At 38.6% G+C, this 15,700-nt stretch carries 15 protein-coding genes; 2 read left to right on the forward strand and 13 right to left on the reverse strand.

Going from position 1 to position 15,700, the window contains the following annotated elements:
* Positions 1-67 precede the first annotated feature (67 nt).
* From NV377_RS08035 to NV377_RS08055, 5 genes are all read right to left on the reverse strand, one after another.
* On the reverse strand, positions 68-844 hold the full coding sequence (locus NV377_RS08035) for an ABC transporter ATP-binding protein (RefSeq protein ID WP_258200682.1): 777 nt from the start codon (positions 842-844) through the stop codon (positions 68-70).
* Positions 834-1,814, reverse strand: coding sequence for a FecCD family ABC transporter permease (locus NV377_RS08040; RefSeq protein ID WP_258200683.1), 981 nt, complete (start codon positions 1,812-1,814; stop codon positions 834-836). Before NV377_RS08040 ends, NV377_RS08035 begins: the two co-directional genes overlap by 11 nt.
* 8 nt (positions 1,815-1,822) lie before the next feature.
* The gene (gene isdE / locus NV377_RS08045; RefSeq protein WP_258200684.1) at positions 1,823-2,767 is read right to left on the reverse strand and encodes a heme ABC transporter substrate-binding protein IsdE; all 945 of its coding nucleotides are present in this window, start codon (positions 2,765-2,767) and stop codon (positions 1,823-1,825) included.
* 224 nt (positions 2,768-2,991) lie between these two features.
* Positions 2,992-4,707: an S-layer homology domain-containing protein gene (locus tag NV377_RS08050; RefSeq protein ID WP_258200685.1), complete on the reverse strand. Its 1,716-nt coding sequence runs from the start codon at positions 4,705-4,707 to the stop codon at positions 2,992-2,994.
* A gap of 96 nt (positions 4,708-4,803) precedes the next feature.
* Positions 4,804-5,856, reverse strand: a complete 1,053-nt coding sequence (locus NV377_RS08055) for an NEAT domain-containing protein (protein WP_258200686.1) — start codon at positions 5,854-5,856, stop codon at positions 4,804-4,806.
* A 359-nt stretch (positions 5,857-6,215) separates the two neighbouring features.
* On the opposite strand from NV377_RS08055, the gene NV377_RS08060 reads away from it, so the two are divergent.
* Positions 6,216-7,160 (forward strand): ABC transporter substrate-binding protein, encoded by a 945-nt coding sequence (locus tag NV377_RS08060; RefSeq protein ID WP_258200687.1) that lies wholly within the window; start codon positions 6,216-6,218, stop codon positions 7,158-7,160.
* A 97-nt stretch (positions 7,161-7,257) separates the two neighbouring features.
* Here NV377_RS08060 and tatC read toward each other — a convergent pair whose 3' ends face one another.
* The 6 genes from tatC to NV377_RS08090 form a co-directional block, all read right to left on the reverse strand.
* Complete coding sequence (gene tatC / locus NV377_RS08065) at positions 7,258-8,076, reverse strand: twin-arginine translocase subunit TatC (RefSeq protein WP_258200688.1); 819 nt, start codon at positions 8,074-8,076, stop codon at positions 7,258-7,260.
* 59 nt (positions 8,077-8,135) lie between these two features.
* Positions 8,136-8,369, reverse strand: coding sequence for a twin-arginine translocase TatA/TatE family subunit (gene tatA, locus NV377_RS08070; RefSeq protein WP_258200689.1), 234 nt, complete (start codon positions 8,367-8,369; stop codon positions 8,136-8,138).
* Between the two features lie 228 nt (positions 8,370-8,597).
* Complete coding sequence (locus tag NV377_RS08075; RefSeq protein WP_258200690.1) at positions 8,598-9,659, reverse strand: molybdopterin-binding protein; 1,062 nt, start codon at positions 9,657-9,659, stop codon at positions 8,598-8,600.
* Positions 9,660-9,800: 141 nt separating this feature from the next.
* Positions 9,801-10,289, reverse strand: coding sequence for a MogA/MoaB family molybdenum cofactor biosynthesis protein (locus tag NV377_RS08080; RefSeq protein ID WP_258200691.1), 489 nt, complete (start codon positions 10,287-10,289; stop codon positions 9,801-9,803).
* A gap of 41 nt (positions 10,290-10,330) precedes the next feature.
* Complete coding sequence (gene moaC, locus NV377_RS08085; protein WP_258201151.1) at positions 10,331-10,810, reverse strand: cyclic pyranopterin monophosphate synthase MoaC; 480 nt, start codon at positions 10,808-10,810, stop codon at positions 10,331-10,333.
* 18 nt (positions 10,811-10,828) lie between these two features.
* Complete coding sequence (locus NV377_RS08090) at positions 10,829-11,419, reverse strand: 5-formyltetrahydrofolate cyclo-ligase (protein WP_258200692.1); 591 nt, start codon at positions 11,417-11,419, stop codon at positions 10,829-10,831.
* A gap of 267 nt (positions 11,420-11,686) precedes the next feature.
* On the opposite strand from NV377_RS08090, the gene NV377_RS08095 reads away from it, so the two are divergent.
* Entirely contained in the window at positions 11,687-13,624 is a 1,938-nt protein-coding gene (locus NV377_RS08095; protein ID WP_258200693.1) for an ABC-F family ATP-binding cassette domain-containing protein, read from the forward strand.
* A 105-nt stretch (positions 13,625-13,729) separates the two neighbouring features.
* On the opposite strand, the gene NV377_RS08100 is transcribed toward NV377_RS08095, so the two are convergent.
* Both NV377_RS08100 and NV377_RS08105 read right to left on the reverse strand, forming a co-directional pair.
* On the reverse strand, positions 13,730-14,389 hold the full coding sequence (locus tag NV377_RS08100; RefSeq protein WP_258200694.1) for a response regulator transcription factor: 660 nt from the start codon (positions 14,387-14,389) through the stop codon (positions 13,730-13,732).
* A 296-nt stretch (positions 14,390-14,685) separates the two neighbouring features.
* On the reverse strand, positions 14,686-15,684 hold the full coding sequence (locus NV377_RS08105) for a galactose ABC transporter substrate-binding protein (RefSeq protein WP_258200695.1): 999 nt from the start codon (positions 15,682-15,684) through the stop codon (positions 14,686-14,688).
* Between the last annotated feature and the right edge of the window lie 16 nt (positions 15,685-15,700).

Consider the following 15,700-nt stretch of genomic DNA (forward strand, 5'->3'; position numbering starts at 1 on the left):
TAGTGCTAACAACTATTATTCTACCTATTTTTCTGTATGATTTCAAGTATTAACTCAAAAAAAATGCCTATGCATTTGTAGCAATAGGCACGATATATAATCCTGTTTCCTCATCTTTGCGAATAACTGCCTTCACATCATAGACAAGTTCCATTAATTCACTGGTCATTATCGCCTCTGGTTCGCCTTCAGCAATAATATTTCCATCTTTCAGCACTTTTATGTGATCGCTATATCGAACAGCTTGATTAACATCATGAAGCACCATTACGATAGTTAAACCATGCTCACGATTCAATTGTTGTACAAGATCAAGCAATTCAATCTGATAGTATATATCTAGAAATGTTGTTGGTTCATCTAGAAACAGTATCGATGTTTTCTGGGCAAGTGCCATGGCAACCCAAGCACGTTGCTTCTGTCCACCAGATAACTCATTCAACCGACGATTACGGAACTCAGTAAGTTTTGTACACTCTAATGCCCATTCCACCGCCTCGCGATCTTCATCAGACTCTGACGAAAACATATGACGGTAAGGTAGACGTCCATACTCCACTAATTTCTCTACGGTTAAATCGTAAGGTGCTTCGTTCTGCTGATGAACAACGGCTAGCATACGAGCTAATTCCTTCGATTTCAGTTGTTGCAAGTCACGCCCATCAATAATGATTTGACCCTCATTAGGTATGTAGTTACGAGCTAACAAACCTAGCAACGTTGATTTCCCGCTACCATTGGGACCAATAATTGTCGTGATCTTGCCCTCCACAATTGAAGTTGAAAGTCCACTTATAATCGGTGGACTGTTTTTGTATTGAAAGCTAATCTCTTTAGTTTCCATTGACACGATCCCCCCTCATTAACATAAAGATAAGGAATGGACCACCAATAATCGTCATAATAACGGATGCTGGTATTTCCATTGGTGCAATAATCGTTCTTCCAATGGTGTCAGCCAGTAGAATTAGTAATCCTCCTAGTATCGCGCAAAATGGAATAAGAATCTTATGATCCGTACCAACCATTTGACGGGCAATGTGAGGAACTAACAGTCCAACAAAGGCAATCAAACCACCAATAGCGGTTGCTATAGACGCTAATAATACAGCAACAAAAGAGATAATAACTCGTGCACGCATAACTCTTAGACCGAGATTACTTGCTGTACGATCCTGCAATGATAACATATTACACCAAGTACTTAGTAATAGTGCAATGAGTAAACCAATTGATCCATAGATCAATATCAATTTCACATCTTCCCATGTTTTCATAGAGAACATTGAGCTAACCGCTTGATTAACAGACGTTACTGCATAGCTACCGCGATAATTGAATAATTGATTTAGTCCTGAGAACATCGCATTAATGGCAACCCCCACAAGAATTAACCTTAACGGTTGTAACCCAGAACGCCATGAGAATAAATATACTAAGAAACATGCCAAGAGACCACCGATAACGGAGAACATCGGCATCCAGAATATTAATGCTGGTGACAATGTAGCTATTAATACAGATACAAAGCCCGCTCCGGATGAAATACCGATTACCCCAGCATCCGCTAGTGGATTACGCATAACCGCTTGTAACAGCACACCTGATACTGCAAGAGCTGCTCCAGTCAATATAGATACAATAATACGAGGCAGACGAAGATCTCGGATGACATCAACGTTATCATTACCACCATAGATTAAACCTTGGATAAGTTCCCAAAGCCCAACTTTAATACTTCCTGTCGCCATAGAATACAATGCGACTGCAACAAGCAATAGAAGCGCAGCGACAAAGTAAATGATTTTCTTCATGGGATGAATTATCCTTTCCGATCTGGATAGAGCATATCAGCAAGTATGTCTAATGCTTCATCTGCTGCTAAATTACCTGTCGTTCCGAAGAAATCTTCAGGTAAATCATAAACACGTTCATTTTTCACTGCGTTAAAATGTTTCCAAATATCATTTTGCTTAAACTCATCATCGAACATTTTAATAACTTCTTCAGGCATACCATGAGCAGCACGAAGAATGACATCAGGATTGCCTTGTTGAAGAAACTCTGTATTAGATGAAACAAATTCTACTTTGGAATCTGTTACAACATTAGCACCGCCTAATTGCTTCACAAGATCACCAATGTATGAGTTTTCCGTAGCCACTAAGTAACTACCAGGAATACCCATTAATATTAATACTGTAGGAGCCTGTTGATCAGCAACTTCCGCTTTAATATCACTAATTTTCTTATCGTAACTTTCAACAAGAGCTGCTGCTTGCTCTACTCGATTAAACTCTGCACCAAGCTTAGTGATTTCCGTCTTCATATCTTCAATACTTGTAAAGTCTAGAAACCTAGCTTCAATCCCTAATCCTTTAAAAGTATCTTCTAAGTCATGTTGTAATGTAGTTACTGATAACACATGAGTAGCTTTCAATGACTTTACAAGCTCCATATCAGGACTCATCGGATTACCAACCTCAATTGCATCACTATATCGTTCTGGCAATGGTTTCGCTGTGGACGGCTTTCCTACTACGTTAAGATCAAGCGCGTCAAGAATATCAGTAATAGCAACCGTTGTAGAGACGATACGATACTCATCATCTGAGCTTGGAGTAGCTGTATTGTTACCTGCTGTATTGGATGGTTTATTAACAGATTCATTCCCTTTAGCTCCATTAGAGCTACAACCTGCCATAAGTAGTATACATAATGTCAAACCAATTGCGATTAACTTCATACTTCGCGTCTTTCTTAACATCGTATGATATCCTCCTAAAACTTTTTATGATTGCTTCTTGAGTTGCTCCTAACAAATGAAAAGTAGCGACGAAAGCATTGACTTAAACTTTTGATGTTTACGTCTTGAGTTACTACCCATAAATACATCATGAGGACTTCGATTACTCGAGGTCCTCATGATGTAAACTATTCATTTCATAACATGCCATCGTTGACATGTTTCATACTAAGGCTACGCTTGAATTATTGAGCGCGTACAATAATTGTTACTGCTTCAGCACGAGTAGCTTGCCCGTTAGGACCAAATGTGTCTTTCGTAAGACCAGTAACTAGACCAAGCTTCACTGCAGTAGCTACATATGATTTCGCATAATTCGGGATAGAATCACTATCTTTGAACGTTAGCTCATCAGCAGAAGCAAGCTCTGTAATATTTAACGCTTTAACAACCATAACCGCCATTTCTGCACGCGTAATATTGTTGTTCGCACGGAATGTTTCATCTTGGTATCCAGTAATAATTCCAGCGTTTACTGCTTGTTTCACAAATGGAACTGCCCACTCTTGAATACTTGCAGCATCTTTGAATGTTAATTCATTGCTAGCTACCGGCAAATCAAGAGCTGTAGCAATTAGTTTAGTGAATTCAGCACGTGTAATATTTTTGTTTGGTTGGAATGTACCGTCTGTATAACCATTTACAATGCTTTTCGCTACTGCTAAGTTAATAGCATCTTTTGCCCAGTGAGTTGTTACATCAGAGAAGCTTACGTTTTTCGCAACTACTTCAACTAAAGCATTTGTAGCTGTAACGATTTTCTCATTAGAATTCAAGTAGCTATTTGCTGCTGTAGCTGTTGCAATCGCAGTTGTTAGTGCTGCAGAAGGATTTGTTACAGCGTTAGCTACTGCAAGTGCTTTTACTAAGTTAGCTTTTGCTGCATCAACGTTGCTTCCGATAACAATGTTAATACCGTGAGATTGCGGCTCAGTGAATACACCTGGAACCATGTAAGAAGCAGAAGCTTTAATTACTGCGTTCTCATCAGCAATAGCATAATCTAATGTGAAGAATGTAACTTCTTGTGGACCAGTACGGCCATTTACTGTTGCAACATACTCAGCAACTTTAGCACCAGCTTTTTCTTCAACTGTTACTGTTACATCGTACACTTGTTGTACATCAAGACGAAGATACGTTACACCGTCTTTAGTATATGTTTTTGGATTGGAAATATAGTTAGCCATGGAAGAGATTTTACTAGCATCACTTTCATTAACGAAGTATACTTGTGCATCCGTTGGATTTTCATTAAGTGCTGCTTTTAGAGCTTTAAGTGCTGCTTCCAAATCAACTTTTTTCGTTACGTAGTTATTTGCTTTTTCAGCAGCTGCAAGAGCTGTTTGAAGTGCTGCTGTTGGAGCTGATTCTAATTTAGCTTGCTCGATTAATGTTGCAAGTTCAGCTTTCGCTGTATCGATATCATTACCAACTACGATAAATAGATCATGAACTTGAGTTTCAGTAAATACGCCAGGAACGAAATAAGAAGCTTGAGATTTTATAATTGCTGTAGCATCATTTAATGCATAATCAAAAGTGAAGAATGTAACTTCTTGAGAACCGTTACGACCTTCTACTGTTTTCACATATTCTGCAACTTTAGTGCCTTCTTTACCATCAACTGTAATTTTCACACTATATACTTGTTGAACATCTAATCGTAAATAAGTAACGCCATCTTTTACATACGTTTTTGGTTCAGATACATAAGTTGCCATACTTGATAATTTAGAAGTGTCTCCACTATTTACGAAATGTACAATTGCGCTTGTTGCAGTTTCTTGCGTAGCAGTAATACCGTTAACTTCTGCTGCCATTGCGAATGCTGGAACAGATCCTACTAGCATAGCCGCAACTACGGCTGTTGATAAATGTTTTACCATTTTCTTCTTCATTATTCATTCTCCTCAAATTTTTATTAGCTTCCCGATGAACTACCTTGTCAATAAAAAATAGCATCGAAAGCAAAATCTTTTTTTGAATTTCTTAAATTATTTATTGCGTTTACGATTCATTACAATCCAAGCAACAGCACCAGCAATGAATAGTACAGCAACGATAATAATGATCACAATTGCAATAGTACCGCCTTGCTTTTCATCTTTACTAACTGTAAATTGTTCTGTTTCAACTTCAGTTGTGCCATCTACTGCTTCATTTGCAGTAATACCTTCTTCTGATACTACGATAACATCATCCGTTGTTTCACCTGTAAGTACTTCCGCATTTTCTTCCGTCGATGCATTTTCGTTTGCATTTATACCAATCTCAGATCCTTCGCTTTCCGTTTCTACATTACTATCATCAGTATTTGCAGAAGGAGATGTGCTCGTGTTCGGATCTGGCGTTACAGAGTTAGAACCTGAATTATTAGACGAACTCGGTGTCATCGAATCAGTTGAATCTTGTGGCTTCGTTGAAGTTGTTGCCTTCTCTGAAGTCGTTGGTTTAGCTGGATTCGTACTGGTTGTCGTTTCTTTTGTTGGTTCAGGTGTTACTTTAGGCGTTGAGGTTGGTTTAGCTGTCGGTTTAGGCGTTGCTGTCGGTGTTGCTGTCGCCGCAGGCTTGCCAACCGATTTCAACGAATCCGGATAAAATTTGAATCGAACATCATAACTATGGAAGTAATCCATCTCAGGAATTTCGACAGTCATTTCGGATAATAACATATCGTTAAAGTTACTTACTTTAAATTCAGTAACTCTTGAATTAGCTTTCTCATTCGTTGAAACTACTTTTGCATCAACCATTTTTCCGTTGTATTGTGTTGAAAATGCAACAACCCATCCATTTTGATTAATGGTCGTTTGAACCGTTATATTACCGTCTTTCACAAAAACTTTAGCAGGCTTATTCCAATATCCATCTGCTAGTGAAGTAGAGTCGTCTTTCGTGTCGCCTCTGAGTATTTCATAATTAATTGTATATTCTCCATCCTCAAGCGCTGTCGCTGCCATTGCATGAGATGTACCTAATAAGACTAATAATAAAGACATCACTACTACTGTAAGCAACTTTCTTACATAATCTCGTTGATAACTCATAGACACCTCCTATGTAAGCAAAGATATTATTGATTATCATTCTCAGCTGATAACAAAAAAATAAAATGCTCCAATAGAACATCCTACACTTAGTAATTTGATAGTGAGAATGATTATCTCTACTCCCTATTCGATATTACATGATTTGAAAAGAAATAGTCAACAGATTTATGACATTTTTAAGTCACTTCAATAATCTGTCATTATTCAGACATAAGTTTTCTCTTTCCTTCAAACCGCATCTATGTCACAATTAGTAGCGAGATTAAGAATCATTATCAAAAATAGCGTCTATATATATAAATAGCACAATGACTTTTAATACACTTATTTCTATTTATTTTGAAGGAGAATTGAAAATGCGTAAATACACAAAACTTTTAGCAAGTGTGTTACTTACAAGTACTGTTCTACTTGCTGGCTGTGGTACTACTACGAATCCCTCTACTACTAATGAAGCAACGGGTGAACAAATTACGATTACTGATTTCAATGATCGTTCGATTACGGTGAACGGTGTTCCTGACAAAATCGCCGCCCTAAGTATCGGTGAAACTAACATTATCTACTCACTTGAAGGCACATTAGTTGGTCGACCAACGACAGATGTACCTTTGCAATGGGAGTCATCTTACGACGTGCACGAGATTGGTACAACACATGAGGTTGATCTAGAGCAAATTGCTTATGTAAAACCACAGGTCGTACTCGCTCACAATATTATGAATGAAAAGGATGTAGCGAAGCTTGAAAGCATCGGTGCCAAAGTTGTCCTTACTAGCGGTAACTCCGTCTCCGACATTCAACGTCAAATTACGATTTTTGGAGATTTATTGCAAAAACAAAATAAAGCAGAACAATTAGTGGCTGAAATTGATAGTAAACTTACTGAATTAGCTGCTGAGTCGAAGACACCTGTACCAGCTCTAATCGTATACGGTGCTCCAGGCACATTTATGGCGGCATTACCTAGCTCACTTGCAGGAGATCTCCTTTCACTTTCTGGAGGTACTAACATTGCTGCAGATTATCCGCAACTAGCAAGTTATCCGCAGTATGCAACGCTAGATATGGAACGTATTGTCGAGTCGAACCCACAAGCTATCTTCATAATGACGCATGCTGATCCTGAAGATGTAAAGAATAGTTTCATTCGCGAGATGGAAGCTAGTAAAGCGTGGAACAGTATTGATGCAGTAAAAAATGGTCGGATCGAAGTATTACCAGCGGAGCTGTTTGGTTCTAATCCAGGTACACGTATTAATGAGTCGCTGGACTATATGAATAAAGCACTTCATCCTTAGTCTCTCAACCGTATATATTCAATATTACGAATAAAGGGAGTGTCTCATTGGTAGATTTTATCTACTATTGAGACACTCCCTTTTCTTATTACGATATCTATTTCACTTCATCCTCTGAATCTACCCACTGACTATCTGTCAACAACTGCTTCCTATATATTGTGCCCGATAGCCAAACACTAATTTCGTACAATACAATAAGTGGAATAATGACAAGAATATCTGAGATGAAATCAGGCGGGGTAATAACGACTCCGATAACAACCATTAAAAAGTATGCTATCTTCCTCATCTTACGCAAACGAATCGGATTAACGATACGAATAGCTGTCAAAAACATTATAACTAATGGAAGCTCGAATAATAACGTTATCGGCAGTATGATGCTGAACATAAAATCAAAATATTGTACAACACCAAAGGTTTCAGCTAACCCTAATTGTGCTGAAACAGCTCTTGTAAAGTTGAACGCTAATGGAAATACGACAAAGTAAGCAAAAGATAACCCAAGTAACGCCATAAACACTGCTAATGGAACGTACTTCAATGTCGATCGTTGCTCATGAGGTAATAGCGCCGGCTTAACAAATAACCATAATTGCAGCACAGTGAACGGTAACGTCACGATTAATGCGACAACAAATGCTATTTGCATATAGATACCAATACCGTCCCAGAAAGAGAAGGTATGTAATACTAAGGAACCTGCGGCTGGTTTCTGATTCAATAAAAACTGATAAGTTGGTTCCGCTATCACAAGACCTAGTACAAGGCCAAGTACAATCATAATTAGTATGTATATTACTCTTTTTCGAAGCTCGGTTAGATGTTCAACTATTGACATTAATCCTTCTTCTGACATAAGTCGATCTCTGGCGGAAGCCAAACGCTCCAATTGTTTTCGTGGCACACTCATTCGCGCGACTTCCCTCTTTTCTCTTTGATGATTAACAAGCAAGAAAAAAGCGGACCAAACTAGTCTGGTAGCCGCTTATTAGTTTTCTCTGATTGCTCTGATTGATTCACTTCAACGCGAGATGTATCTTCGCTCTTCTTGTCGGTCGAATCCATCATCTCATTAGCACCCGTCTTAAACTCGCGCAAAGTACGTCCTACTGCACGTCCAAGCTCAGGCAACTTATTAGGACCGAATAACAGCAATGCTACCAATACTAATAGAATAACCCCAGTTACACCTATACCACCCATCACGATTCCTCCTAAAACTTTTCATATTCTTCTTGAATATACTTGCTTGATATGAAAAGTCACAACGAAAGCATCAACTTAAACTTTTCATATTCTTCTTGAATGTACTTCCTTGATATGAACAGTCACAACGAAAGCATCAACTTAAACTTTTCATATTCTTCTTGAATGTACTTCCTTGATATGAACAGTCACATCGGAAGCATATACTTAAACTTTTCACCTTACTTAGCAGCCAAGTAGACCACCATAGCCAAGAGCGATAATATCTTCCTTCTCAATCTTTTCACCTAGCAATAGTCTAGGAAGAAATACATCAAAAGAAGTATACGGATCATGCATCACACATCCTGGCAAACCAAGAATCGGTACATCCTGCAAATAGGCTACGAGCAACATCGAACCTGGTAACATTGGTGTTCCATAACTAATAATATCTGCTCCTGTAGCTTTAATAGCCGCTGGAGTTCGATCATCTGGATCAACAGACATACCGCCAGTCACCAAAATCATATCATAACCTTTAGCTTGCAAATAATGAATTTCTTCAACAATTTTCGCACGATCATCTGTAGCAAAGCGTTGCTCCACAACAGTCGACCCAAGTGCTTCAAGCTTTACTTTTACAGCAGGTCCAAATTTATCCTTAATTCTGCCATTATACACTTCACTACCAGTTGTAAGCAACCCTATACGTCTAGCTGGTAATGGGACAACTGATATTGGTGCTACGCCATGTTTTTCACGGTATTGATTGGCAATGTTCTCTACTAGCCTAATTTTTTCTTTCGACACGATGAGTGGAATTGCTCTAGTCGCTGCAAGTTGTCCTCCTTGCTTCACCACTTTATTAGTTAAAATTGTCGCTAATGCTATCTCCCCGATCGCATTAACCGCATCTATTACTTCTTTGGCAATTTTGGCAACACCATCAATATGAGCTTTGACACTTACTTTTCCTTCATGTGGCTCATTACGTAGCAATTGTTCGTCCATCAACGCATCCGCCATTAACTTCGCAGCATCATCTTCATGTAGATCAAGTGAGCCTAACTCCATCACATAGATATGTTCTTTACCGATATCAAGTAATTTCGGAATATCTACTTCAGTAATGATATGGCCTCGCGTGAATAGTCTGCCTTTGAATTGACCTGGAATGATTTGCGTTAAATCATGTGCAAGCCTTAGTCCGATCGCATCAAAAACAGAAACCTCCCTAAGTGAGGTTTCTGTTTTCGTAGTATGTGAATCCATATTATTGTCATTATTTCCGTATGATTCTGTCATCTTGATTTTGTCTCCCAAAACGTCTGGGTAGTTCATTGTAAGATGACCTACCCAGACGTAACTTCGTAAGCTTAATCCAAAACTTTTCATGCGCTTACTATATAACTGCTTGTAGATGAAAATTACTTCGCAAGCATTGTACTAATGCTCTAACAATTCACCTGATAGTATGCCTAATGCATGTGGTAATTGATCCATAATTGCAAGTAAACTTTCTGAAACTCCTTTTGGACTCCCTGGTAAATTAATAATTAAAGCTTTACCACGAGTACCACATATCCCACGCGAAAGCATAGCACGTCTCGTTTTATGCAGTGCCCCCATCCGCATCGCTTCAGCAATTCCTGGCACTTCACGATCAATGACTTTTAATGTGGCTTCTGGTGTCACGTCTCTTGCCGCAAGCCCAGTACCACCTGTCGTTATTACGAGATCTGCCCCATAATATTCTGTCATCTCAATCAATGCTGCCATAATCTCATCTTGCTCATCTGGAACAATTCGATAATCAACGATCTGGCCACCTAGTTCATCTTCAACTAGTTCTCTGACAACCTGTGCACTTACATCTTCACGTTCACCACGTGCACCTTTATCGCTTGCCGTAAGTATAGCAACCTTCCATTGCATCTCCAATTCCTCCATCCTTCTCTCTATTCTTTCTACTCTTTCTATTCAGCAGTTCTCTCAAAATCTCCGTGTACTCCACCAGTTTTCCTCATAAGTTGCGTTGGACCAATAATCATATCTTTCTGTAGTGCTTTACACATATCGTATATCGTTAAGGCAGTTGCGGATGCCGCTGTAAGAGCTTCCATCTCCACGCCTGTCTTTCCTGTTATCTTCACTGTGACCATAATATATAACTCATCAAGGTCATTATCAGTGAAAGAGATATTTACTCCGTTTAAGGCAAGTGGGTGACACATTGGAATCCAGTCCGATGTTTTCTTTGCAGCCATAATTCCCGCTACTTGAGCTACAGATAATACATCGCCTTTACCAATTTTACCTTCTTTAATTTTTTGTAAAGTAGTTGGTAGCATCTTCACCATTGACGTTGCCGTAGCTTCGCGCTTAGTAATCTCTTTGTCAGAAATATCTACCATCTTCGCTCTACCTTGTTCGTTAAAATGAGTGAATTCCACTATCTGCTACATCCTTTCATTCTATGAACATGTCGTAATTCCTTTATTAGTAATTAAAATGTTCAATTTAATATCATATTTATCCATCGGTATTTGATCAGTAATCTGAGGTTCATATCCGATACCGATCCATGTTATCCTCTTCTCGTGTTGCTTCATTAACTCGTAAAAACGATCATAATAACCGCCACCATATCCTAAACGTGCTCCGTCCTTTGTATAGACGAGTCCAGGCACAATAACCGCGTCTGGCACAGTATCGATCTGTGACAGTTGATCTGAATCAGGTTCTAATATATGATACGCCCCTAGGCGTAACTGCTGTTTATTGTATAATGGATATAGTTGCATCGTATGCGTCTCTATTAGGCATTTTGGTACAATAATAGTTATCTGATGTTCCCAGCACCATTCGATGAATGGCCATAGTTGAAGCTCACTACGAAATGGGATATAAACCATCACTTCGGTCCAACCTCGTTCTTGTACTAGACTAATAGCATATGCTGAAGCCTCTTCTGACCATTGCTGGGCATCTTGTGGCTCAATACAATTTCTAATTTCAGTAAATTGTTTTCGCATTTGTAGTTTTTGTACAGATAGCTGTTGCATAGTATAACCACCTATATTAGAAATGTTCTATCGAGGTAATTCAAGGATGAGCGACTTCGTCTATAAGGTAGCTTTTATCACTATATAGAATGTGCCCTTCGCTCTCCTCGGAAATTAATTAAATCTATTGTGGTAAGAAAAATAGACTACAATTGATAATAGTGTACCATTGTTACACAAGTTACGCCAATATATAACAAGCTTATGGTACACTATATAGTAGTTATATACGAGAAGATACCACTACATTTTGATGGAGGACAAGGAATGTTACTGCAAGTATCCAATATTACAAAAAGCTACGGGATTGATACAATCCTTTCAAATATTAATGTACAAGTACTAGAAAGAGACAAAATCGGACTAGTAGGTGTCAATGGCGCTGGTAAATCAACGTTACTTAAAATCATCGCTGGAGAAATCAGTTTTGAAAGTGGAGACATTCATAAAGCGAAAGAAACAAAGTTAGGCTATCTTGCGCAAAATAGCGGCCTACAATCCCATCTCTCTATAATAGAAGAGATGCAAACAGTATTTGCTCATCTCTACGCTGCGGAGAAGGAATTACGTGAGTTAGAGTTAAAAATTGCAGACCCTAAACTGCACGATAATGAGAAACGTTATAATGAAGTGCTAGAACGTTATGCAGAGCGTTCAGATTGGTATAAAGCTAACGGTGGGTTTGAGATTAATACTCGCATTAATAGTGTCCTGCACGGGATGGGCTTTGGAACGTTCGAACTTAATACACCGATCGCATCATTAAGTGGTGGACAAAAAACAAGATTAGCATTAGCTAAAATTTTGCTACAAGCCCCGGACCTGTTAATGCTCGATGAGCCTACCAATCATCTGGATATTGAGACTTTAACTTGGCTCGAAGGATACTTACGTTCTTATAACGGAGCTATTCTTGTCGTATCACATGACCGTTACTTCCTAGATGCTATGACGACTACAATTGTAGAAATCGAGCGTCACCAAGCGAAGCGCTACACTGGTAATTACAGCCGCTACCTTGAAATCAAAGAAGCAGAGTACGAAATTCAGATGAAACACTTCGAAAAACAACAAGATGAAATTGCTAAAATGGAGCAGTTTATTCAAAAAAATATTGTACGTGCCTCAACGACAAAGCGTGCCCAAAGCCGTCGCAAGTCTTTAGATAAAATGGATCGTATGGATCGCCCGATGGGTGATTTGAAACGTGCGTCTTTCTCATTTGAAGTAGAACGGATGAGTGGGAAAGAAGTACTGAATGTTAATCATCTATCAGTACAATTCCCTAATACTACGACACCACTGTTCAGTGATATTAGTTTCCAGTTGCAACGTGGCGAGATGGTTGCACTAGTTGGGCCAAATGGAATCGGCAAGTCAACATTATTGAAGACACTTGTATCACAATTAGAACCTACAACAGGTAGTATCCAATTCGGATCACATGTGAAGGTTGGTTACTATGATCAAGAACATAATGTGCTGAATAGTAATAACACCGTATTAGAAGAAGTATGGGGTACTTACCCTCATATGGAAGAAGCTCGTATTCGTACAGTGCTCGGTAACTTCTTATTCAGTGGTGAAGATGTATTGAAAAAAATATCAGCACTCAGTGGTGGCGAAAAGGCGCGTGTCTCTTTATCTAAGTTAATGTTAGCTCAAGCTAACTTTCTAATTCTCGATGAGCCTACGAACCATTTAGATCTATTCAGTAAGGAAGTACTTGAATCAGCATTGTTTGATTATGAAGGTACTTTACTATTCATTTCACATGACCGTTATTTCCTTAACAAAATGTCTGAGCGTATTGTCGAACTATCAGCGCAAGGTGCCAGCTATTTCCTGGGAAATTATGACGATATGCTGGAGAAAAAACTCGAAATGGAAGAAGCTCGACTTGAAGCTGCAAAATTACAAATCAATAAAAACTCAGTTCAACAGCAAGTGACAGCATCCCCTGTCCAATCCTATGAGGCTGAGAAGCAACAGAAACGTGAAGAGCGTACTAAGCAGCGTAAATTAGAACAATTAGAGCAACAAATTGCCGAATTAGAGCAAGAGATCGCTGACTGGGAAGTTAAACTGACAGATCCAGCTATTTTTAACGACTATATGCGTATTCAAGAAATTCAAACAGAAATCGCTAATCGTAAAGCTACTCTTGATACTTGCTATGAGCAATGGGAAGAGTTTATGGCTTAGTACATGTTGACAATAAAGAAGCTGTTCCACTGTAGATAAATCTACAGTGGAACAGCTTCTTATATTGAGATTGATTTTTCTCAAGCTCAGCATTCATGTTATGCATTAACCTTTCGAAGTTTTTGCTGGGATATATCCTAGTTCAATAGCTACTGTAACAGCCTTCGCACGCGAACGAACTTGTAACTTCTCGAATAACTTACTCAATTGATATTCCACACCGCGTTGACTAATATGGAATTTGTCAGCTAGTTCTCTGTTACTGCTACCAAGTGAAATGGCTTCTAGAAGTTCCTTTTCTTTGTCTGTAATATATGAATTTTGTCTCTGCATAATTTTTTGTAAAGCCCGCAAGTCCATACTTCGTAATCGTTGTAACAAATCTATCGGTATAATAGCGTTGCCTTGTATCATGCTTTGTAGCGATTGAATAAGTTCATCACTAGAACTAGATTTACTTACAAATCCATTTACCCTTGCATCCATCATCTCATTGAAATGTGGTTCTAACTCATATCCAGAATACATCATTACTTTCACATCTGACTGCTTGTCTTTCAAAATACTACATAATTCAATACCATTCATTACTGGCATCTGCCAATCACATAGAACGATATCAATTCGTTGTCTACTTATCATTTCAATTGCTAATTTGGCAGATTGAACATAACTAGCTCTTACACGCATATTACGTTCTAACATATCCTTCGTACCAATCCCTACCGCTGGATGATCATCCACAATAAGAATATGACTATGCAATAATAGCCCTCCCTTCTTACGATGATTATAACTTTTGACTTTATACGACTGTTTGCTCATGTTGCAAAAGTTTGATACTTTCATACTTTGGAAAAATAAGAGTTCGGATAATATCTACTACCATGAGGGACGAAAAGAAAAGGATTGTAAACCGTGGAGAATGAATCTATTATCTGGATATATTATATCGTTAACTATTAGTAATATAAATAAAAAAATCCCTCAATATTGTTTGCGGAAATCAACATTGAGGGCTGTGTAATTCTACTCCGCTAATTAACTGAATTTAATCTAGCTTACCATTGAGTCACTTTTTGGTAAGGGATCCATACATATTTACCATCGGTAATGTCGTAACCTGTATTTTCTTTGGTTGGCATTCCCCCAGCTGCTAGAACAGACATTAATTCTACTGTTGCTTTACCTTGATTAACAGCATCGTTAAGTACAGTTCCTAGTAGCGTTCCATCTTTCAACGCTTGCATTGCCGGTTCTGTAGCATCTACGCCAACAACAGGCATAAACTTACCATTTTTGAAATACCCTGCTACTTTCAAAGCTTCAATTGCACCAAGAGCCATATCATCGTTGTTAGCAATTACCGCTTCAATCTTATCTCCATGAGCTATAAGAAATTCCGCCATTTTTTCTTGTGCATTCACTCGATCCCACATCGCTATTTCTACACCAAGCGATTCAACTTTAATTCCAGCTTCTTCAATCGCTATTACAGAAAATTTTGTGCGTAATTCAGTATCCTGGTGACCGGGTTCACCTTTTAACATAACATATTGCAAAACGCCATCACCGTTCTTATCCATACTAGCGTTCGCCTTCCAGTATTCAACGAGAATTTCACCTTCCATTGTGCCTGACTCTTCAGCTTTCGCTCCTACAAAAAATACTTTATCCCATTTGGCAAGATCGGTTGCTAACGGTTCACGATTAATAAACACTACAGGAATATTGGCTCTTTGTGCTTTATCAATAATGATACCCGCAGCTGTACGATCAACCGGATTTATCGCCATAGCTTTCATCTGCTTAGAGATAAATTGATCGACTTTGTCATTCTCTTTCGTCTGTGAGTTTTTACTATCTACAATATCGACAGCTATTTTCCCTTCTGCAGCTGAAGTGATTGCACTACGAACACCACTCATAAAGGTGTTATCAAACATGAAAATAGCCACTCCCGTTTTGGGCAATGAATTTCCTACCCCTTCATTACCGTTGCAAGCTACTGCAATGATTGCAATTGTACAAATTACTAAAGTGATAACTACTTTTCTCATATTTCTTTAGCCCCTA

The sequence above is a fragment of the Paenibacillus endoradicis genome (assembly GCF_024721975.1).

Coding starts and splice junctions, on each gene's coding strand:
- NV377_RS08035 (WP_258200682.1), bottom strand. CDS start 844: ATGGAAACTAAAGAGATTAGCTTTCAATACAAAAACAGTCCACCGATT.
- NV377_RS08040 (WP_258200683.1), bottom strand. CDS start 1,814: ATGAAGAAAATCATTTACTTTGTCGCTGCGCTTCTATTGCTTGTTGCA.
- isdE (WP_258200684.1), bottom strand. CDS start 2,767: ATGTTAAGAAAGACGCGAAGTATGAAGTTAATCGCAATTGGTTTGACA.
- NV377_RS08050 (WP_258200685.1), bottom strand. CDS start 4,707: ATGAAGAAGAAAATGGTAAAACATTTATCAACAGCCGTAGTTGCGGCT.
- NV377_RS08055 (WP_258200686.1), bottom strand. CDS start 5,856: ATGAGTTATCAACGAGATTATGTAAGAAAGTTGCTTACAGTAGTAGTG.
- NV377_RS08060 (WP_258200687.1), top strand. CDS start 6,216: ATGCGTAAATACACAAAACTTTTAGCAAGTGTGTTACTTACAAGTACT.
- tatC (WP_258200688.1), bottom strand. CDS start 8,076: ATGAGTGTGCCACGAAAACAATTGGAGCGTTTGGCTTCCGCCAGAGAT.
- tatA (WP_258200689.1), bottom strand. CDS start 8,369: ATGGGTGGTATAGGTGTAACTGGGGTTATTCTATTAGTATTGGTAGCA.
- NV377_RS08075 (WP_258200690.1), bottom strand. CDS start 9,659: ATGACAGAATCATACGGAAATAATGACAATAATATGGATTCACATACT.
- NV377_RS08080 (WP_258200691.1), bottom strand. CDS start 10,289: ATGCAATGGAAGGTTGCTATACTTACGGCAAGCGATAAAGGTGCACGT.
- NV377_RS08090 (WP_258200692.1), bottom strand. CDS start 11,419: ATGCAACAGCTATCTGTACAAAAACTACAAATGCGAAAACAATTTACT.
- NV377_RS08095 (WP_258200693.1), top strand. CDS start 11,687: ATGTTACTGCAAGTATCCAATATTACAAAAAGCTACGGGATTGATACA.
- NV377_RS08105 (WP_258200695.1), bottom strand. CDS start 15,684: ATGAGAAAAGTAGTTATCACTTTAGTAATTTGTACAATTGCAATCATT.